Raw genomic sequence first — 19,953 nt, forward strand, 5'->3', positions numbered from 1 at the left:
GGGTGCAGCGCGCGTCGGCGGCGCCGGACATGGGATCGACGGTGCTCGGAGCGGGCCGCCCCGGAGGCGGTCCCCCGCGCGGACGCCGGGAGGAGCCGATGCTCGCGATGACCGTCGAACGGCCCGGCGCGCCGCTCGCCGCCCGCGACCTGCCGGTCCCGGAGCCGGGGCCGGACGACGTCCTCGTCCGCGTCCTCGCGTGCGGCGTCTGCCGGACGGACCTCCACGTCGCCGACGGCGACCTCCCGCCGCTCGGCCGGCCGGTCGTCCCGGGGCACGAGATCGTCGGCGAGGTCGTCCGGTCCGGCGCGAACGTGGCGACGCTCCGGCCCGGGGACCGGGTCGGCGTCCCCTGGCTCGGCTGGACGTGCGGGCGGTGCGAGTACTGCCGCTCGGGCCGGGAGAACCTCTGCCGGTCCGCCCGGTTCACCGGCTACCACCGCGACGGCGGCTTCGCCGACTACACCGTCGCCGACGCGCGCTTCGCGTTCCCGCTCCCCGCGACGCTCGACCCGGTCGCCTCGGCGCCGCTCCTCTGCGCGGGCCTCATCGGCTACCGCGCGTGGCGGATGGCGGGCCCCGCGCGCAAGCTCGGCATCTACGGCTTCGGCGCGGCGGGCCACCTCGTCGCGCAGCTCGCGCGCTCGGAGGGCCAGGAGGTGTTCGCGTTCACGCGCCCAGGCGACGAGCGCGCGGCCCGCTTCGCGCGCGGCCTCGGCGCGGCGTGGGCCGGCCCCTCCGACGCCCTGCCCCCGTCCCCCCTGGACGCCGCCATCCTCTTCGCGCCCGTGGGCGCGCTGGTCCCAGCCGCCCTGCGCGCCGTCGGGCCGGGCGGCACGGTCGTCTGCGCCGGCATCCACATGTCCGACATCCCGTCGTTCCCCTACGCGCTCCTCTGGGAGGAGCGCGTGCTCCGCTCGGTCGCGAACCTCACCCGCGCCGACGGCCACGCGCTCCTCTCGCTGGCGCCGCGCGTCCCGCTCCGCTCCACCGTCACCCCCTTCGCGCTCCGCGACGCGAACGCCGCGCTGGAGGCGCTCCGCGGCGGGGCGCTCGACGGCGCCGCCGTCCTCGTCCCCGGCCGGTGAGCCCGTGGCGAAGCGCAAGCAGGAGCTGCTCCACGTCGCCGGCCGCGAGGTCGCGATCTCGAACCCGGACAAGCTCTACTTCCGGGAGGCGGGTATCACGAAGCTCGACCTCGTCTCGTACTACCTCGCCGTCGCCGAAGGCGCGCTCCGCGGCGTCGCCGACCGGCCCATGGCGCTGAAGCGCTACGTGGACGGCGCGGAGGGCGAGTTCTTCTTCCAGAAGCGCGCGCCGGAGTCGCGGCCGGGCTGGGTGGACGTCGTGGAGCTCAGGTTCCCGTCCGGCCGGAGCGCCCGGGAGATCGTCGTGCGCGACGCCGCCCAGCTCGCGTGGGTGGTGAACCTCGGCTGCATCGACCTGAACCCGCACCCGGTCCGCGCCGGCGATCTCGACCACCCGGACGAGCTGCGCGTCGACCTCGACCCGGTGCCCGGCGTCGAGTGGTCCCAGATCCGCACCGTCGCGCTCCTCGTCGACGAGGTGCTCCGCGAGCACGGGCTCACGGGCTGGCCGAAGACGAGCGGCTCGCGCGGCATCCACGTCTACGTCCGGATCGCGCCGCGCTGGACCTTCGCCGAGGTCCGCGCGGCGGCGCTCGCGCTCGCGCGCGAGGTGGAGCGGCGCGCGCCGGCCCTCGCGACGAGCAAGTGGTGGAAGGAGGAGCGGCGCGGCGTGTTCCTCGACTACAACCAGAACGCGAAGGATCGCACCGTCGCCTCCGCGTACTCGGTGCGCCCGACGCCCGACGCGCGCGTCTCGGCGCCGGTCACCTGGGCCGAGCTGCCGGACTGCGATCCGGCGGACTTCACGCTCCGCACCGTCCCGGCGCGGTTCGCGCGCCTCGGCGACCCGGGCGCCGGCATCGACGCCGCCCCGGGCACGCTCGACGCGCTGCTCGAGCTCTCGGCGCGCCAGCGCGCGGCGGGCCTCGGCGACGCGCCCTGGCCGCCGCACTACGCGAAGACCGAGGACGAGCCCCCGCGCGTGCAGCCGTCGCGGCGCCGCGGCGCGCCCCGCCGGGCGAAGCTCCCGGTCGTCACGATCGCCCGCGCGGCGCGGAAGGAGGACGCGCTCGGCGGGCTCGCGCGGTGGAAGGCGCGCCACCCCGGGGCGGCGGCGCGGCTCGCGCCCGAGGACGTGCTCGTGGACGCGATGCGAGGGCGGTACACCACCTGGACTCGCGTGAGGGTGAACCTGCAGCACGTGCCGGAGGACGAGCGGCCGCCGGAGGAGCCGCCGGAGCCGGACTTCGATCAGGAGCTGTGGGATCCCAGGGGGTAGGAACGGGGCGGAGAGGGAGGACGCCTCTCGAGGCCCCCGACCTCGACCTCGGCACTACCCGCCCCCGATGCATCCCGGCCCCGACCTTGCGGTCCCGCGGCACCGCCAAAAGGATCCAGGTGTTGCCCAGCGCGATCATCACGAGCCCGCTCGTCCGCCTGAGGACCTTCTTCACCGGGCGGATCTGGGACGTCCGTCTCTCCGACCTGCCCTGGTGGAAGGCAGCGCTCTACCGGGCGAGCCGGATCATCTACTCGACGGCGCGCGGCTTCTTCGACGACCGGCTGACGGTCCGGGCGGCCGCCCTCACCTACTTCAGCGTCCTGTCGGTCGTCCCCTTCCTCGCGTTCGCGTTCGCGATCCTGAAGGGCTTCGGGGCGTACCGCACCTTCGTCCAGGGCACCGTGCGGCCGTACCTGGACGAGACCTTCGCCCCGAACCCGGCCCTCCACCAGGCGGTCGTCCGCATCCTCGCCTTCGTGGACACGACCGACTTCTCGAAGCTCGGGGCCGTCGGGCTGGTCGCGCTCGTGTACACGAGCATCACCCTCGTCTCGAGCGTCGAGGCGGCGCTGAACGACGTCTTCGGCGCGAAGACGACGCGCCCGGTCCTTCGACAGGTCACCGACTACGTGACGCTGCTCGTGACGGCACCGCTCCTCGTGTTCGTCGCGACCACGGCTTCGGCGGCTGCGCAGAGCTCGAGCGTGGTGCTGTTCCTGCGCGACCGCCTCGGGCTCGGACCGGTCATCGACTGGGCGCTCGGGCTCACACCGGTCGCCGTGGTGGGTCTCGCGCTGTTCGCGATCTACGTGATCCTCCCGAACGTCCGCATCCGGATCCTCTCCGCGCTCATCGGCGCCGCCGTCGCGGCGCTGCTCTGGCAGGGCGCGCTCGTGCTGCAGATCCAGCTGCAGATGGGCGTGGCGCGGTACAACGCGATCTACTCGGTCCTGGGCGCGATCCCGATCTTCCTCGTCTGGACGTACGTCTCCTGGGTCATCGTCCTCCTCGGCGCGGAGATCGCGTCGAGCCACCAGGACGAGCAGTCGGTCCGGTTGCGGATGCACGGCGGCGAGCACGCGGACCAGGCGCTCCGGGAGTCGCTCGCCATCGCGGCGGTCGCGCGGGTGACGCGTGACTTCCTGTCCGGCGGGCCGCGGCGCACCGCCAGCGACCTCGCCGCGCTGCTCGAGGTGCCCGCGCCCACGGTGGACGACGTGCTCGGGGCGCTCGTGCGCGGGGGGGTGCTGCTGCGCGCCGTCTGCGGCCACGTGATCGTGTACGTCCCGGGCGGCGACGTCGACGCGCTGCGGGCGACCGACGTCCGCGACGCGCTCCGCCGCGATCCGCGGGTCGACGACGTGCGCCTCGGCATCGAGCGGCACCTCGGGTCTGACCTGCAGCAGCTCCTCCGCGCCGAGGAGGAGGACCGCCGGCGCTCGCCCCACGACCTCACGCTGCGAGAGCTCGCCGACCTCGCGAGCGAGCGGGATCGGCCGAGCCGGGGCGACCGGGACCGCCCGGACCGCGACCGGGAGCCGCCCGCGCCTCCACCCCGCGCGCGCGACGATGGAGACGGCCGGGCGGTCCTCGACGCGAAGCAGCCCGACGTCCCGGGTTGACCGGGGACACCCACCCGCATCGGGCTACGGCGGCGCACCGCCGGTGGCGACGCCGCTGGCCCCCGCGACGCGCGCCCGCTAGAAGGTCTTCATGCGGCAGCGGCTCCTCGGCTGCACCGGCCTCGCGGTGTCGGCGGTCGCGCTCGGCGCCGGTCACGTAGGCGCGCCGGATCAGGCCGAGGCCGACGTCGAGCGGCTCGTCCACCGCGCGCTCGACCTCGGCGTGAACCTGCTCGACACCGCCCGGAGCTACGGTGCGTCCGAGGAGCGGCTCGGCCGCGCGCTCGCCGGCCGGCGCGACGCGGTGGTGATCTCCACGAAGGTGGGCTACGGCGTGCCGGGCCACGCGGACTGGACGGGCCCGGCCGTCACGCTCGGCGTCGAGGACGCGCTCCGGCGGCTGCGCACGGACCGCCTCGACGTCGTGCACCTGCACTCGTGCCCGCTCGAGACGCTCCGCCGCGGAGAGGTGGTCGCCGCCCTCGAGGCGACGGTGCGCGCGGGCAAGGCGCGGGTCGCCGCCTACTCCGGAGAGGGCGACGCGCTCGAGTGGGCGGTGCGCTCGGGCGCGTTCGGGTCCGTGCAGCTGTCGGTGAACGTCTGCGACCAGCGCGCGCTCGAGGGGCCCGTCCGCGAGGCGCGGCTCCGTGGCCTCGGCGTGCTCGCGAAGCGTCCGCTCGCGAACGCGCCGTGGCGCTTCCGGGAGCGGCCCACCGGGCACTACGCCGAGGTCTACTGGGACCGCCTCCGCGCGCTGCGCCTCGACCCGCGCGGTCTCCCCCTCCCCGAGCTGTTCGCGCGCTTCGCGGCGCACGCGCCCGGCGTGGCGTCGATCCTCCTCGGGACCGCGAGCCCCGCGCATCTCGAGGAGGCGGTGCGCGCAGTCGAGGCGGGTCCGCTCCCGCCCGAGCTGACCGCGGCGCTGCGGGACGCGTTCCTTCGTGCCGGCGAGGGGTGGATCGGCCAGGTCTGATCGCTGGCCGCTCCCGACGCGAACGCCCCGAGGGGGGCCACCACCAGGTGCCTCCGGAGCGGTAAGGGGAAGCATGCCCGACCCGACCCCCGCAGCGCCTCGCGTGCTCGTCCGCGCGACCGAGCGCGGTCCCGACTTCGCGAGCGGCCATCCCTACAACCCCCGCTCGGAGATCCACGGCTGGATCGTGTCCCGGATGGCCGGCCTCCGGCGCATCGCCGTCAACCTCGCATGGCTCCCCCCCGGGAAGGAGTCCGCGGTCTTCCACGTCCACCACCGCGAGGAGGAGTGGCTGTTCGTCCTCGAGGGGCGCGGGGTGGTCGAGGTGGACGACGCCGAGCACGAGCTCGGCCCCGGCGACTTCGTCGGCTTTCCGCCGGGAGTCGGGCATCACCTCCGCAACACGTCGGGCGAGCGGCTGCTGTTCCTCGTCGGCGGCGAGGTCATCCCCGACGTCGAGGTGGCGGACTTCCCGCGCCTGGGGCGCCGCATGGTCCGGATCGGCCGGCGCGTGGCGGTGTACCCGCTCGCGGCGGAGATCCCGTTCCTGCCCGCCGGCGCCGAGCTGCCGGCGGAGCTGGTCGGGGCCGCGCCGGCGGGCCGGCCGCCCCGGCCCGTCGTGCGGGCCGCGGAGCGTGGGGAGCCTCGCGTCTACAGCCACCCGGAGAACCCGCGGTCGGAGATCCACCTCACGCCGCTCTCCCGCCCGGCGGGGCTGAGGCGCGTGGCGGTCGTCCTCGCCCGCGTCCCGCCCGGGAAGGATTCGTTCACGTACCACGTGCACCAGCACGACGAGGAGTGGATGTACGTCCTGTCCGGGCGCGGCGTCGCGGAGATCGGCGACGCGGAGGTGGAGCTCGGTCCCGGCGACTTCCTCGGCTTCCCCGCGGGCGGCCCGGCGCACAACGTCCGCGCGGGCGCGGGGGAGGACCTCGTCTACGTCCAGGGTGGAGACGCGTGGTCGCGCGAGACGATCGAGATCGTGGACTTCCCCCGCTCGCGTCGCCGCAAGACGTTCGTCGGCACCCGCAGCGCGGCGACGTTCCCGCTCGACCCTGCGGTGAAGGAGGATCCGTAGCGCCGCGCTACTCGCCGACGAGACGCGCGAGCTCGCGCTCGAGCAGGTCGGGCCTGAACGGCTTCGCGAACGTCCGGTCGGCGTCGACCGGCGCCTCGTCCTCGAGGTACGCGCTCGCGACGATCACCCGCCGGTGCGCATGCTTCGGCTCGTTCCGGAGCCACTCGAGGAACGCGCGGCCATCCATCCGGGGCATCGTGAGGTCGAGGAGGATCACGTCGGGCTCGAGCCCCGCCTCGAGCAGCTCGACGGCGTCTCGCCCGTCCGGCGCCTCGACGACCTGGTATCCCCTCGTCTCCAGCCACCGCGCGATGAGCGCACGCAGCTCATGCTCGTCCTCGACCACGAGCACGCGCGCGCGGAAGTCCCCGCGTGGCTCGTCCTCGACGCCCTCTCGGTCCGTCGCGGACGCGTCCGGGTGCCCTTCCTCGATGACCATGGTTCCCTCCCGCCTGGCACCGTGGAGACGCGGTGCACGCGCCGCAAGGGCACCGGGCGAGCGGCCACAGGGAAGCCACGACGGCCGCCAGGTGGAAGTGCCGGGCGGGCGCGTGCCCGTTCCGGGACGAGCCTCAGCGCGCGGCGGGCGCACCGGCCCCCGGCGCGGCCGTGCGGCCCCTCCCGGCGGCGCCGCCCGGACAGCCCGGGTCCTCGACGGTCGAGCAGGCGCGGATCAGCGCCTCGCGGGTCGACGCCCGGTCGGCCCGCACCGCGAGCGAGGCCGCCGCGAGCGTGATCGCCTCGGCGGCGTCCCCGCCCCGCTCCACGAGGAGCGCCGCGAGGAGGCCCTGCGTGTCGGCGCGCAGCCCCTGCTGCTCGGGGCGGTACGCGCCGAGGGCGCGACGGAACGCGGCCTCCGCCGATTCGACCTCCCCGAGCCTCCACGCGGACTTCCCGAGCTCCGCCCAGCAGTGCGCACACGCCGGCGCGACCTCGAGCACTGCGCGGAGCTCCGCACCTGCCGCGCGATCGTCGCCGGCGAGGCGCGCGGCCGTCCCGCGTGCGCACCGGTCCACCACGTCGCGTGGCGCGTCCGGGTCCGGCGGCACGCGGAGGACGTCCTCCCAGACGCGAAGCTCGGCATCGAGCGGATCGACCGCGGCGAGCGCCACGTAGGCGCGCCTCGCGCCATCTTCGTCGCCGAGGGCGAGGCGCACCGCGACGAGCGCCGCCCTTGCCTCGGCGCTCGTTGGCGCGAGCGCGACCGCGCGCTCGTAGGAGCGGGCCGCGTCCTCGAGCCTGCGATCCCGTGCGAGCACGCGCCCTTCGACGAGGCGGGCCTCGTACGTCTCTCCGCGCTCGAGCGAGCTCCGGGCGATGGCGCGCGCCTCCGCGTAGCGCCCCTGCCGGTACACCGCGACGGCGCGCAGCGCGGTGGGACGTGCTCCCGCGTCCTCGAGCTCCGCCGCAGCGAGCAGCGCCTCCGCACGCGGCCACTCCGAGCGCCGGAGCGCTTCCTCCGCCTCGGCCATCACTCCGCCGGGCCGGACGCCCGCGCGAGCGGAGCGCGCCGGCTCCGGGCCGAGGCTCGCCGACGTCGCGCATGCGCCGGCGACGAGCGAGAGCGGGACGAGCCCGAGGACGATGAGGCGCACGGCGGATGCCCCGGTCCAGGATGCGACGGCCTCGATGCTAGCCGCGGTCCCGCAGGAGGGCTCCAGGGCTCGGTGTCGCGCCCCTCAAGGCCGACCAGGCCGCGTGCCGGGTACGTCCCGTGACGTCCTCACCGCGATGCACGGCGCGCCGTGAGGGCCTGCGCGCGCGACGCCGGGGCCGCAGCGCTCGCGAGCGCCGTGCTCGGGGTCGCGGCAGCATGGGGGTACTCGGTGTCGTCGTGCCCGGACGCCAGCGCGGGCACGCCCGCCGGCAGGACCGTCGCCGTGACCGTCGCGTGGCGCAGCCCCGCGTACGAGGTATCGTCCGCGCGGCCGGATGGCGCCTCGCCCGCGGGCCCGGACTCCGTCGCGAGCGTCGTGTGGGTCGTATCGCCGTATGACGCGTCGTCGTGGGAGCCGGCGTACGGCGGCTGGTCGTCGGCCGCTGCGACCGGCGCCGCGCCGAGCAGGGCGAGGAGCGCCCCGGACGCCGCGAGCCGTGGCGCGAGCTGGTGGAAGAGCGGATCGGTCCTCTGCCTCGAGATCGTCATGGTCGTCCTCCGGTGAGCCCGGCGCGCCACGGTCGCGCCGCAGTCCCTACCTGATCGACCGCTGACGCGCGCGGATCTGACGCCCGCGCCGGAGGACGCCGCACCCGGGACGCATGCCCCCGCCCGGCTCGCGATCGCGGGCGATCGGCTGCCCGCCGCAGTGGCGGCGCGCCGGGTGGACGCCGTCGTGGCGAACGGCGCGCCGGGGACCTCTGCCCCTGACGGCGCGTCACGCGTCGCGCGCGAGCGCAGCGACCAGCTCCGCGACGGACACCGGCTTCGCGAGGTGCGCGTCGAACCCGGCCTCTCGCGCGCGGCGCCGGTCCTCGGGCTGCGCGTACCCGCTGAGCGCGACGAGCCGGATCGACCGGAGCGCGACGTCGGCGCGGAGCCGTCGCGCCACCTCGCAGCCGTCCAGGTCGGGGAGGCCGAGGTCGCAGAGGATCACGTCCGGCCGGAGCTCGCGCGCCCGCGCGAGCCCCGATCGGCCGTCCGTGGCGACGTGCACGCGGTGGCCCTCGAGCTCGAGGACCTCGGCGATGGTCTGCGCCGCGTCGACGTTGTCCTCGACGACGAGCACGTTCACGGCGTGGAAGGCCGGCGGCGTGGGCCGCTCCGCAACCTGCTGCGGGGGCGCCGCCAGCGGCAGCGCGATCAACGAACTCGGCGCCGCGGTCCGCGCCCGCGCTCGAGGCCCGCACCGTCCCGCCGTGCAGCTCGACGAGCCCCTTCACGAGCGCGAGCCCGAGCCCGAGCCCGCCCTGGGTCCGCGCCAGGCCGAGGTCCGCCTGCACGAACGGCTCGAAGACCCGCGGCAGGAGGTCCGGCGCGATCCCCATCCCGTCGTCGCGGACGCGGATCTCCGCCCACCCCGCCGAGGCCGAGACGGTGACCGCGACGGTGCCGCCCTCGCGACTGAACTTCGCGGCGTTCTGGAGGAGGTTCCCGACGACCTGAGCGACGCGGGTCGGGTCGGCCTCGATCCACGCGGGGCCCGTGCTCGCCACCGCGAGCGCGATCCCGCGGCCATCGAACAGGGTGCGGTGGTCGTCGCACGTGCGCTGCACCACCTCGCGCAGATCGAGCGGGGCCGGCTGGAGCTCGATCTTGCCGCGGGAGATGCGGGTCACGTCGAGGAGGTCGTCGACGAGCCGGGTGAGGTGCTCCGTCTGCCGCTCGATCACCTGCTTCGCCCGGGCCGCCTGAGCGCTGCCGGGGGGCGCGCGGTCGAGGAGGTACAGGCCGTTGCGGATGGGCGCGAGGGGGTTCCGCAGCTCGTGCGAGAGGACGCCGAGGAACTCGCTCTTGCGCCGGTCCGCCTCCCGGAGCGCGGCCTCGGCGCGCACCTGGTCGTCCTCGTCGGTGTTCGTCCCGAACCACCGCGTGATGCGGCCCTCGGCGTCCCGCAGCGCCACCGCGCGCGTGCGGAACCACCGGTACGCGCCGTCGTGCCGCGCGAGCCGGAGCTGCACGTCGAGCGGCGCGCCGGAGCGCACCGCCCGCTTCCAGGCCTCCAGCGCGGCCGCGGCGTCGTCCGCGTGGACGCGCGTGAGCCACCCTTCGGCCAGCAGCTCCTCCACCGCCCTCCCCGTGTACTCCGCCCACTGCCGGCTCAGGAACTCGCAGCGGCCGGCCGGGTTGCTCGTCCAGACGAGCTGGGGGATCGCGTCGAGCACGTCGTGGACTCGGCGCTCCGCGTCGCGCAGCGCCTCCTCCGCGCGCTTGCGGTCCGTGACGTCACGGACGACCGCGAGCAGGCGGTCGCGCCCGTCGATGACCGCGCGCGTGAGGTTCACCTCGACCCAGAACAGCCGGCCGGTGCGGTGCCGCGCCCGCCACTCGAAGATGCGCGCGGCGCCGCTCGCCGCCGCCCGGAGGTGCGCGATCGCCTCGCCCTGCCCGTACGGCGAGCGGCCGTCGCTCAGGTCCGCGATCGTCGAGGCGATCAGCGCGGTCCGCGGCCGGCCGTACATCTCCTCGGCACGGCGATTCACGTCCAGCGTCGCGCCGGTCTCGGCGTCGTGGACGAAGATGGCGTCGTTGACCAGGTGGAACACCGGCCCGTAGTCCGGGTCCGGCGCGATGAGCCGACGCTCGGCGGCAGTCCGACGTTCCGGCATGGTTTGCGTACCCGCGCCGATCGCCTCCACCGTGCCTGCGGACCCCCGGCGCGGCCGCACCGTATCACCTCGCGAGTCCCCGGGCGGGCGGACGAGCGACCGGGCAGAGATCGATCTGTCCGTTCGGGTGCGCGGCTCTGCCGCGGCCCGGCGTGCGTTCCGGCGCGCAGAGGCTGCGCTGCGCTACGCGACGATCCGCTCGGTGTCGCTCTCGTTCGGCGGCCACCCGTCGAGGTCCGGTGGCGCGACGCCCACGACCGCACGGAACCGCTCCTCCTCCGGCGTCTCGAGGATGAGGCGCGTGCCGCGCTTGAACGTGAGGTAGTGCCAGAGCCACTGGAACATCACGGCGGCGCGGTTCCGGAAGTCCACCAGGAACCAGATGTGAATGAACAGCCAGGCGAACCAGGCGAGGATCCCGGTCATCCGGATCCGCCAGAAGCCGGCCACCGCACGCCCGCGGCCGACGGTCGCCATGACGCCCTTGTCGAAGTAGACGAACGGCGTCCGCGGGCGACCGCGGAGGGTCGCGACGAGGTTGCGCGCCGCGTGCTTCCCCTGCTGGATCGCCGCCGGCGCGACGCCCGGGATCGGCTCGCCGCTCCTCTTCCGCGCGGCCGCGAGATCGCCGACCACGTAGATCTCCTCGTGGCCGGGCACGGTGAGGTCGGGGTTCACGAGCACGCGGCCGGCGGCGTCGAGCGGCACGCCGAGGGTCCTCGCGAGCGGCGCGCCCGCGACGCCCGCGGCCCAGAGGACGGTCCTCGCCGCCACCCGCTCCTCGCCGATCTGCACGCCCCGCGGATCGACGCCGGTGACGCGCTTCCCGGTCCAGACGTGCACGCCGAGCCGCTCGAGATCGCGCTGCGCCGCCGCCGAGAGCGAGGGCGGGAGCGCCGGCAGGACGCGGTCGTTGCCCTCGACGAGGATGACGCGCGCCCGCTCGGTCGCGACCGTCCGGAAGTCGCGCGGGATGGTGTAGCGCGCGATCTCCGCGAGGGCGCCCGCGAGCTCGACCCCCGTCGGTCCGCCGCCGATCACGACGAACGTGAGGAGCGCCTCGCGGCGCTGCCTGTCCGGATCGGCCTCGGCCCGCTCGAACGCGGTCAGGACCCGGCGGCGGATCTCCTCCGCGTCCTCGAGCGTCTTGAGGCCCGGCGCGAACCGGCTCCACTCGTCGTGGCCGAAGTAGGAGTGCGTCGCGCCGGCGGCGAGGACGAGGTAGTCGTAGTCGAGCGCGAGGCCGTCCGCGAGCCGGAGCCGGCGGGCGTCGGGCTCCACGGCGGCGCCCTCGGCGAGCAGCACGCGGGCGTTCCGCTGCCGCGAGAGGACGTGGCGGATCGGCTCCGCGATGTCGCCGGGGTTCAGCGCCGCCGTCGCGACCTGGTACAGCAGCGGCTGGAAGAGGTGGTGGTTCCGCCGGTCGACGAGCGTGATCCGCACCGGCGCCCGCGCCAGCCCGCGGGCGGCGTAGAGCCCGGCGAACCCGCCGCCGACGACCACCACGTGCGCGGGCACGCCCCTGTCCTGTCGCGCTTCCACACCGCTCCTTCGCCGCTGCAGCGGAAGTCCCGCGCTCGCGCCGGGGGCGCCGCAACCGGGCTCGTGTACACCACGGGGCCGGGCAATGTCCACCGGCGCGGTCCACATTCTCGCGCCCGCGCGACCCGGTTCACCGGAGGAACGGCTCGAGCGCGCCGAGCAGCTCGGCGGGGACCTCCTCCGCGAGGTAGTGGCCCGCCGGGAGCGGACCGCCCTCGACCGTCGAGGCGCAGACGCGCCGCCACTCCTCGACCGGCCGGAACAGCCGGTGGACGGTGCCGCGCTCTCCCCAGAGCGCGACCACCGGGCAGCCCACGTGCCGTCCGGCGTCGCGATCGAGCCGGTCGTGCTCGAGGTCGATCGTCGCGGCGGCCCGGTAGTCCTCGCACGACGCGTGGATGGTCGCGGGGTCGCGGAAGCAGCGGAGGTACTCCGCGACGGCGGCGTCGTCGAACGGCCAGCGCCCCTGGCTCCAGCCGCGGAGCTTCGTGCGCAGGAAGAGGTCCGGGTCGGCGCCGATGAGCCGCTCCGGGAGCGGCTCCGCCTGGATGAGGAAGAACCAGTGGTAGTAGGCCGTGGCGAACGCCATCGTGGTCTGCTCGTACATCGCGAGCGTCGGCGCGATGTCCAGGACGGCGAGCCGGGTCACCGCGCCCGCCGCGTCGAGCGCGAGGCGGTGCGCGACGCGCCCGCCCCGATCGTGGCCGACGACCGCGAAGCGCTCGAACCCGAGCGCGCGCATCAGCTCGAGCTGGTCCCGCGCCATCGCGCGCTTCGAGTAGGGCGCGTGATCCGCCGCGGACGGGGGCTTGTCGCTGTCGCCGTAGCCGCGCAGGTCCGGCAGGACGACCGTGAACCGCGCCGCGAGCGGCCCGGCAACGCGGTGCCACATCGCGTGCGTCTGCGGGTAGCCGTGGAGGAGCAGCAGCGGCGGGCCGCTCCCGCCGCGGCGGACGCGGAGCGTCACCTCGCCTACGCGGATGCGCTCGTCGGTGAAGCCGGGGAAGAGATCCCGGTCGGTGGTCGCGGCCATGCGGTCCTCCTCGTGTCTTCCGTCGTAGCGTCGCCGTCCCCCGAGCGCCTGCCCGAGCACGAGAGAAAGCCCCGGCTCCTCGCGGAGCCGGGGCCTCCCCCGTCACGGCGCGGCGGGCGGACCCGCTACTGGAACGTGACGCCCGCGCTCTTCAGGCCGCCGCTCGACGTCTGGCAGGTGACCGACGACGGGTTCACCGGAGTCGGCGTCGCACCGACGGGCACGAGCGCGAACTTGCCGGTCGTGTCGATGGGGGCCGTGCCGATGAGCGTGGTCGCGGTCGGCGCCGCGGCCGTGCCCGTCCAGCAGGTGGCGGTGAGCTGGGTGAGGGCCGGGCCGAACCAGTTGGTCGAGCCGACGATGTTCCACTTCGCCTTGGACACCGTGTAGATCGCCTTGCCGATGGAGACCGACTCGGGGCCGCCGAAGACGTCCACGGTCACCGTCGCCGGGGCGGAGACGGTCCCGGCCGTGTTCGCCACCGTGTACGAGAAGGTGTCGAGCGCCGAGTTGAAGCCCACCACCGGCGTGTACGTGATGGTGCCGTCCGGGTTCGGCGTCGCCTTGCCGTGGACGGGGAGCGCGGCGATCTTCACGCTCGCCGGATCGATCGTCGTGCCCGTGCCCGCGACGTCGTTCGCGAGGACGGCGTAGGTGCGCGAGGTCCCCTGCAGCATGGCGAAGCTGTCGCCGTTCGCGGTCGGCGGCGGGGCCACGAAGGGGACGGTGAAGCTGACCGTGGCGACGTTCGAGAGGCCCACGGCGTCCTGGATCACGTAGGTGAAGCTGTCGGGGCCGCTCGCGCCGGGGTTGGGCGTGTAGGTCACGTTACCGCCGGAGGCGGCCGCGACGGCCGTTCCGGTGGCGGGCTGCGTGAGGACCAGGACCTGGATCGCACCGGCGAAGGTGTCGTTCGTGGAGACGTCGATGAGGGTCGGACCGGAGCCCGCCACGAGGGGCACGTCGGCGACGGCCACTGGCAGGCCGGGGACGTTCATGGGCGCGCCGGCGAGGACGTCGACGCTTGCGGAGAAGACGCCGCCCGCATTCGACTCGAGCTTGACGGTCGTCGGCGGCTCGGTGGTGAGCGGCACGAGCCCGTTGAACGTGTACGTGCCGGGGGTCGCGCCCGCGGTCATCAAGCCGCCGAACGAGCCCAGCACCGTGAGCGTGGGACCGGAGAGATCGCTGCTCGTCGCGGAGACCGCGAGCGCGCCGGTCGCCGAGTCGTAGGTCGCCGTGGCGTCGAGCTGATCGACGAGCTGGATGGTCTTCGAGCTCACCGGGTTGCTCGAGAGGTTCGTGACGGTCACGGAAGCGGGAGGAAACAACGCGGCGGGCTCCTCGATGTGGCCGTAGTAGTTGCCCGGCGGGAACTCCTTCAGCTGGAGGCTCGGGAGGTCGACGCCGGTGAGGACGAGCTTCTGGCCCGGCGCGGACGTCGCCCAGACGTCCACGGTGTTGAGGGTCGCGTTCCGGGAGTAGACCGCCTTCTGGACGTTGAACGCGGTGGCGATGGGCGCGGTCCAGCGCTGGCCGGAGACCGCGCCGAGCGGCTGCACGATGAAGTCGTTGCCCGCGCCGTCGAGGTTCGATCCGGGCGGGCCGTCCACGCGGACGAAGTTCGTCCCGAAGGGGCTGCCCGTGAACGTGTGGTCGTAGTTCGGATCGCCGACGAACTGCTGGGTGCCGACGGTGAGCGTCTCACCCGCGTTCACGACGTCCCACTGGATGAACGGGCCGAGCCGACCGCCCAGGGCGGAGTCGAAGTCCAGCACCGGTCCGATCGGGATGTCCACGGTGTAGAAGACCGCCCGGGGTCCCGTGCCGACGTCGGGGAACACCTCGATGCCGAAGGGATGCGTGACGGTGTACGTGCCGGGCGCCTGCGAGTTGATGGTGATGCGGATGCGCGCGAAGACGGTCTCCGTCCCGTGCACCGGGACGCCGAGCGGCAGGTACGACGCCTCGAGGCCGGCCACGTAACGCAGCGCGAAGGTGGAGGTGCCGCCCGCCGCGGCGCCCTTGCCGACGTTGACGTTCAGCACGTTGTAGAAGATCTCGGGCCCGAGGTTGCCCGCGAACCCGTTGGGATCCGCGGCGAGCGGGAAGCACATCGGCTTCAGGCCGGCGGCGGGGTTCGGCGAGGGGGCCTGCGAGAGGCAGAGGCCGAGCGCGGTCCCGTTCAGATCCCGGTACCACTGCGGGAACACGAGCGTCGGATCCTGCGGCCCGCGATCCAGCAGCGCGGCGGTCGCCGGCGTGGCGCCGAGGAGCGCCGCCGCGACCGCGAGTGTTTCTGTGACCTTCATCCATGTCGTCTTCATGTCGTGCCCTCCGACGTTGACGAGCAGCGGCGCGTTCCGTCGGAAAGCGCGTCGCTCAGTTCGAGGGCGGAGATCTCGGGTGGGACCACCGCGTGGGCAGCGTCCGCTGTCCATGCCCGACCAACCCCGTGACCAGGTCTCGCCGGGCGTCGGGTGAGCCCGGGACAGGGCGTGGGGCGGACGACGACGTCCCCGGGACTTGCCGCGCTCGGGAGGGCACCGCCGAGCCCGGACCCCACGCGGGCCGGGGCAGCCTGGGCGGAGCGGGTGTCACGCAAAGCGAACCCACCACGCCCCGATGGGCGAGAGGGCAACGTGATCCCCCAGCCAACCCGACGTCCCCGGCTCCAGCTCACTCTCCTCGTCGCGCTGCTCACGGCCGCGCTGACCGCGTGCGGCGGCTCCGCATCCGCGCCCGCGTCCGCCTCCGGCCCGATCCCGCCCTCGCTCGCGTCGCTCGACCCCGGCCACGTGCCGGCGACGGGAGGCACCGTCATCCTGCACGGCGACGGCTTCGAGCCCGGCGCGCGCGTCCTCTTCGGCGCCGACACGTCGGCAGGAGACGCACGGTGGATCGATCGCGGCCAGCTCGTCGCGGTCGCCGCCGCGCACGCGCCCGGCATCGTGGACGTGACGGTGGTGAACCCGGACGGGGAACGGACCACGATCCCGTCCGCGCTCCAGTTCGACGCGAATACGCCGCCCCCGCCTCCGCCTCCGCCTCCGCCCCCTCCTCCGCCGCCGCCCCCGCCTCCGCCGCCGCCCCCGCCGCCGCCCCCGCCGCCGCCGCCCCCGCCGCCTGCCGTGACCTCGCCGACGATCGCGGGGATCACCCCGGCATCCGGCCTCACCGCGGGGGGCACGACGGTCACCCTCACCGGCTCCGGCTTCGTCGCCGGGTCCACCGTGAGCTTCGGCGGCGCCGCCGCGGTCGTCGGGACGATCACCGCGACCTCCATCGCGATCGTCACGCCTCCGGGCGCGGCGGGTCCCGTGAACGTGACGGTCACGAACCCCGATCGCCAGTCCGCCACGCTCCCCGCGGCGTACACGTACGTCGCGCCGCCGCCGGTGGTCACCGCCACCAACGTGCACGGCTCACCCCAGGCGGGCGGCGGGCTGCTCCTCCTCGCCGGCAGCGGCCTCCAGAACACGGTCGCGGTCACGTTCGGCGGGGCGCCGGCGACCGGCCTCACCTACGACCCGCTCCGCGGCACGCTGACGGTGACGATCCCGTCGAGCCCCCTCGGGCCGGCGGCGGACGGGTTCGTCGACATCGCCGTCGCCAACGCGGACGGGCAGTCCACGACGGTGCAGGGCTTCCATTACGGCAACCCGCCGGCCCCGGCAGCGTTCACGCCGGACACCGGGCCGAGGGGCTCGCCGGTCGTCGTGACCGGGACGGACTTCTCCGCCGACGCGACCGGCGCGCGGGCCGGGCTGCAGGTCTCCTTCGGCGGCACGCTCGCGTCGATCACGCAGAAGTCGGCGACGCAGCTCACCGTCGCCGTGCCCAAGCTCAACCCCGGTGTCTACCAGGTGATCGTCACCAACTTCGACGGTCAGTTCGCCGTCTCGCCCGGGACGTTCACAGCGCCGGGGCCGTGACGCGCGCGCGCGCGAGCGTCTCCGCCCGGCGGCGGATCCCGCGGAGCTGAGCCCGCACCATCACCTGCTCCTGCGGGACGAGCAGCGCGAGCAGGACGGCGCTCCGCGGACCGGCGGGGACGGCGGCCCGGACCCGCAGCACGAGGCGCGTCGTCTCCGCGTCGAGCGGGTACAGGCCCCAGGACTGCGTGACGAGGATGTCGTCCTCCGCGATGCGGAGGACGAGCGTGCGGCGCGGGTCCATCGCGTGGACCGGCCAGCCGCGGGTCCGGCCGACCGGGATGACGTCCCCGGGCGCGAGCCCCTGCCACTCCGGGAGGACGCGGTCCGCGCTCGGCGCGTCGAGGAACCCGAACAGGCGATCGAGCCAGTCGATGCTGTACAGGCCGCCGCGCCCCTTCCCCATCTGCACGAGCCACGGCCAGATCTCTTCCGGCCGCGCGCGCACCGTGACCGCCCATGTCGCGTGGTGGCTCGGGGTGGGCACCACGCCGTCGCCAGGCATCGCGCGGGCGAGCTCGTCGCCGGTCGCGCCCCACCGGACGTCGCGCTCGGCGCGGCGCTTGATCCCCCGGAGCTGCCGGGCCTGCATCACCCGGTGTCCGAGGGCGCCGAGCGGCCGGAGGAGCACGAGGGGCAGCCTCAGGACAGCGCGCTCGATGCGCGAGGCGACGGGCTCCCCGGGCCCGGCGGTGCCCTCGCGGGCGGCGGCGAGGGCGCGGGCGCCGAGGCGAGCGCGCACGACGACGCGCGACCGGCCGCGGGCCGCCGGGAGGAGGAGGAACTCCCAGCTGCCGCGCTGGCCGCCGTCCGGCGCGGGCCACGCGAGGATCAGCTCGCGCCCGGGCTCGACGCGCGCGACGCGGAACACGTCCGTGGCGCCTGGGATCGCCGGCAGGACATCGCCGGGGGCGACGCGCTGGTGCTCCGGGACGAGGCGGTCGGCGCTCGGACGCCCGCCGTTGTCCAGCCGGTCCCAGCTGTACCAGCCGCCCCGGCCGGCGCCCATCTGCACCAGCCACGGCCACGCCCGCGCCGGCGAGACCGAGAGGTCGATGGCGTGCGTGAGCGTGAGGACAGGGTCCTCGACCAGGGCGTCGCCCGCCATCGGCTGGGCCCGCTCGGCGCGCGTCGCACGGCAGCTCGTGAAGGCCATGCCGTCCTCCCTTCAGTCCCTGCGTCAGCGGCCGCACCGGACGAGGTGGGACGACCCTCGGCGGGCGCGGCGCCGCTCCGGAGCAGCGCCCGCGAGGGCTCCCGCGACCACCCCGCTCAGACGGGCGGCGCCGGCTCCGGCGGGCGGCCGCCGGTCTCGCGCATCCCCGCGCGCTCTGCCGCCTCGAGCCGCTCCTTCAGGTTCCGGAGCAGCGTCTCCGCCTCGCGCTCGTTCACCCGCCGCAGGAACGGCGCCGCCAGGCGCCCGAACACGGGCACCGGCAGCTCGTACTCGATCGCCAGCGCGACCTCGACGCCGCCGTCGCGCGGCGCGAACGTCCAGGTGAAGATGCTCGGGATGCCGCCCTCGTTCCGGTCGACCCGGCGGCGGTCCCGCGCGATCTCGATCGTCGCCGCCCGGCCGTGGAACGGCAGGCCCGCCATCTTGTACTTCCAGTCGAACGTGTGCCCGCCGTCCGCGCGGACCACCGCGTTCGTGGTCTCGACCAGGCTCGGCCAGATCGCGAGCAGGTGCGCGGGCTCCGTCAGGTACTCGAAGGCGCGCGCCACCGGCGCCTGGATCGACACCGACTTCTCGATCCGCTCCATGATCTCCTCCGTGCTCCGGTTCCCGCCGGTCCCATTCTCACGCCGCGCGCCGCCTTCCCCCGGCTCGCCGGCACCGGTCAACCGGGGAGCGGCGACCCGTCGCAGCCGATGAGGCGAGGAGGGACCGCCGTCCCGGTCCCCTGCACGCCCGACCGCCGTGCAGGTCCTCGAAACGCCTGCCGAGCGCCCGGACGCCGCCGACGAGCAGCGCCGCGAGCGCTGGCGCTGGTCGCGCCGCTCGAGACCGCGGGGCCGGGCTCGCACGAGCGCGAGCGCGGCTCGCCGGGCGCTGACCGTGCGTGAATTCGCGGACGCACCGTCCGTCACTTCACCTGCGGTGGTGTTCTCCCCAGGTCCGTCTCTGATGGGGACCACTGCCGGGTCGGTCGCGGAGCCAGCCCCTCCGCAGCAGGTCGCGATCGCGGTCCAACCGTCTGGACTACCGGCACAATCCCGCCTCGCCTCGCGCGCACGCCGTCTTCGCGCGGCGGCCGTGTCCCCTCCGGTCGCGCACGTCGGGGCCAACCAGGAAGGACGAAACCCATCCGTCCGCGTAGTGCACCGACAGTCGATTGCTACGGTGCCGCCCACGCCGTTGCCTGGCGTGCTCCACCCACAGTCAATTCCCGGAGGGGAACACATGAAGACGCTGTTGAAGATGGTGCTCGCCGTCGTGCTGCTGTCGGGCGTGGCCTCCGCGCAGTCCGCGAAGGTCGAGATGAAGATGGGCGAGGTGAAGGCGCTCCAGCGGGCGACCACGCTGCTCGCTCCCACCGACTACGTCGGCGGGTGGACGACCGTCATGTCGGGTGCGATCCACACCTCCTCGCAGAAGGATCTGATGTTCGGCGTGTCCATCGTGACCTCGCTGATGACCGACACGACGGTCTCGAGCAGCAGGTACACGAAGGACACGTCGAGCGCGGAGGCGAAGATCGAGGTCCAGGTCCTGGTCGATGGCAAGGTGGCCGCCCCGGGCCCGGTGACGTTCGATCGCCGGAAGCAGACGCTGATGGCGCAGTTCGACGGCTTCGCGTGCGACATCGCTGCGGACGGCACGCTCTCCGGCTGCCGGTACCAGGACGAGGTCCTGCAGCTGATCCTCGACACCGAGGCGGCCCACGCCTTCTTCTTCGGCGCCGCCAACGTCGGCGTCGGCGATCACACGATCGAGGTGCAGGCGCGCACCGCGGTCGACGGCAGCTCGCAGGCCGGCGCGTGGGCGGCCAGCGCGTTCCTCGGCAAGGGCGCCTTCACGGTCGAGGAGGTCCGGCTCGTGAAGGACGCGGTGCCGACCCTGTAACGCACGCTTGAGACGAGGAGCCGCCGGGGCGCGCTCGCGGAGCAGGCGCCCACCGGCGGCTCCGGTC

16 protein-coding genes and 1 pseudogene are annotated in these 19,953 nt (G+C 74.9%); 7 read left to right on the forward strand and 10 right to left on the reverse strand.

Annotated features, from left to right (window positions below):
- Positions 1-98 precede the first annotated feature (98 nt).
- The 5 genes from AMOR_RS01605 to AMOR_RS01625 all read left to right on the forward strand — a co-directional run bounded on the left by AMOR_RS01605 (position 99) and on the right by AMOR_RS01625 (position 6,043).
- Entirely contained in the window at positions 99-1,088 is a 990-nt protein-coding gene (locus AMOR_RS01605) for a zinc-dependent alcohol dehydrogenase family protein (protein ID WP_248357763.1), read from the forward strand.
- 4 nt (positions 1,089-1,092) lie between these two features.
- Positions 1,093-2,367: a DNA polymerase domain-containing protein gene (locus tag AMOR_RS01610; RefSeq protein WP_248357765.1), complete on the forward strand. Its 1,275-nt coding sequence runs from the start codon at positions 1,093-1,095 to the stop codon at positions 2,365-2,367.
- Between the two features lie 122 nt (positions 2,368-2,489).
- Positions 2,490-3,992: a YihY/virulence factor BrkB family protein gene (locus AMOR_RS01615; RefSeq protein ID WP_248357767.1), complete on the forward strand. Its 1,503-nt coding sequence runs from the start codon at positions 2,490-2,492 to the stop codon at positions 3,990-3,992.
- Between the two features lie 91 nt (positions 3,993-4,083).
- Positions 4,084-4,965 (forward strand): aldo/keto reductase, encoded by an 882-nt coding sequence (locus AMOR_RS01620; RefSeq protein WP_248357769.1) that lies wholly within the window; start codon positions 4,084-4,086, stop codon positions 4,963-4,965.
- Between the two features lie 73 nt (positions 4,966-5,038).
- Entirely contained in the window at positions 5,039-6,043 is a 1,005-nt protein-coding gene (locus tag AMOR_RS01625; RefSeq protein WP_248357771.1) for a cupin domain-containing protein, read from the forward strand.
- 7 nt (positions 6,044-6,050) lie between these two features.
- Here AMOR_RS01625 and AMOR_RS01630 read toward each other — a convergent pair whose 3' ends face one another.
- From AMOR_RS01630 to AMOR_RS01665, 8 genes and pseudogenes are all read right to left on the reverse strand, one after another.
- Positions 6,051-6,482 carry a response regulator gene (locus tag AMOR_RS01630; protein ID WP_248357773.1) on the reverse strand — a complete coding sequence of 144 codons (432 nt, stop codon included), beginning with the start codon at positions 6,480-6,482 and terminating at the stop codon, positions 6,051-6,053.
- Positions 6,483-6,615: 133 nt separating this feature from the next.
- Complete coding sequence (locus tag AMOR_RS01635; RefSeq protein WP_248357775.1) at positions 6,616-7,638, reverse strand: tetratricopeptide repeat protein; 1,023 nt, start codon at positions 7,636-7,638, stop codon at positions 6,616-6,618.
- A gap of 128 nt (positions 7,639-7,766) precedes the next feature.
- A complete protein-coding gene (locus AMOR_RS01640) occupies positions 7,767-8,189 on the reverse strand; it encodes a hypothetical protein (RefSeq protein ID WP_248357776.1) in 423 nt (140 codons plus the stop codon).
- Positions 8,190-8,418: 229 nt separating this feature from the next.
- On the reverse strand, positions 8,419-8,775 hold the full coding sequence (locus AMOR_RS01645; RefSeq protein WP_318653880.1) for a response regulator: 357 nt from the start codon (positions 8,773-8,775) through the stop codon (positions 8,419-8,421).
- A 133-nt stretch (positions 8,776-8,908) separates the two neighbouring features.
- Positions 8,909-10,309, reverse strand: a pseudogene (locus tag AMOR_RS01650) (PAS domain-containing sensor histidine kinase); the annotation flags it as partial.
- A gap of 183 nt (positions 10,310-10,492) precedes the next feature.
- Positions 10,493-11,851 carry an NAD(P)/FAD-dependent oxidoreductase gene (locus AMOR_RS01655; protein WP_248357778.1) on the reverse strand — a complete coding sequence of 453 codons (1,359 nt, stop codon included), beginning with the start codon at positions 11,849-11,851 and terminating at the stop codon, positions 10,493-10,495.
- Between the two features lie 130 nt (positions 11,852-11,981).
- Positions 11,982-12,884, reverse strand: coding sequence for an alpha/beta fold hydrolase (locus AMOR_RS01660; RefSeq protein ID WP_248357780.1), 903 nt, complete (start codon positions 12,882-12,884; stop codon positions 11,982-11,984).
- A 125-nt stretch (positions 12,885-13,009) separates the two neighbouring features.
- On the reverse strand, positions 13,010-15,211 hold the full coding sequence (locus tag AMOR_RS01665; RefSeq protein WP_248357782.1) for an Ig-like domain-containing protein: 2,202 nt from the start codon (positions 15,209-15,211) through the stop codon (positions 13,010-13,012).
- Positions 15,212-15,526: 315 nt separating this feature from the next.
- Between AMOR_RS01665 and AMOR_RS01670 the strand changes: the two genes are divergently transcribed.
- Positions 15,527-16,819, forward strand: a complete 1,293-nt coding sequence (locus AMOR_RS01670; RefSeq protein WP_248357784.1) for an IPT/TIG domain-containing protein — start codon at positions 15,527-15,529, stop codon at positions 16,817-16,819.
- Here AMOR_RS01670 and AMOR_RS01675 read toward each other — a convergent pair.
- Positions 16,800-17,975 (reverse strand): hypothetical protein, encoded by a 1,176-nt coding sequence (locus AMOR_RS01675; RefSeq protein ID WP_248357786.1) that lies wholly within the window; start codon positions 17,973-17,975, stop codon positions 16,800-16,802. The genes AMOR_RS01670 and AMOR_RS01675 overlap by 20 nt on opposite strands.
- A gap of 116 nt (positions 17,976-18,091) precedes the next feature.
- Entirely contained in the window at positions 18,092-18,583 is a 492-nt protein-coding gene (locus AMOR_RS01680; protein WP_248357788.1) for an SRPBCC family protein, read from the reverse strand.
- Between the two features lie 640 nt (positions 18,584-19,223).
- Between AMOR_RS01680 and AMOR_RS01685 the strand changes: the two genes are divergently transcribed.
- Positions 19,224-19,886: a hypothetical protein gene (locus tag AMOR_RS01685; RefSeq protein WP_248357790.1), complete on the forward strand. Its 663-nt coding sequence runs from the start codon at positions 19,224-19,226 to the stop codon at positions 19,884-19,886.
- The last annotated feature ends 67 nt before the right edge of the window (positions 19,887-19,953 follow it).

The sequence above is a fragment of the Anaeromyxobacter oryzae genome (assembly GCF_023169945.1).
Taxonomy (GTDB): Bacteria; Myxococcota; Myxococcia; order Myxococcales; family Anaeromyxobacteraceae; genus Anaeromyxobacter; species Anaeromyxobacter oryzae.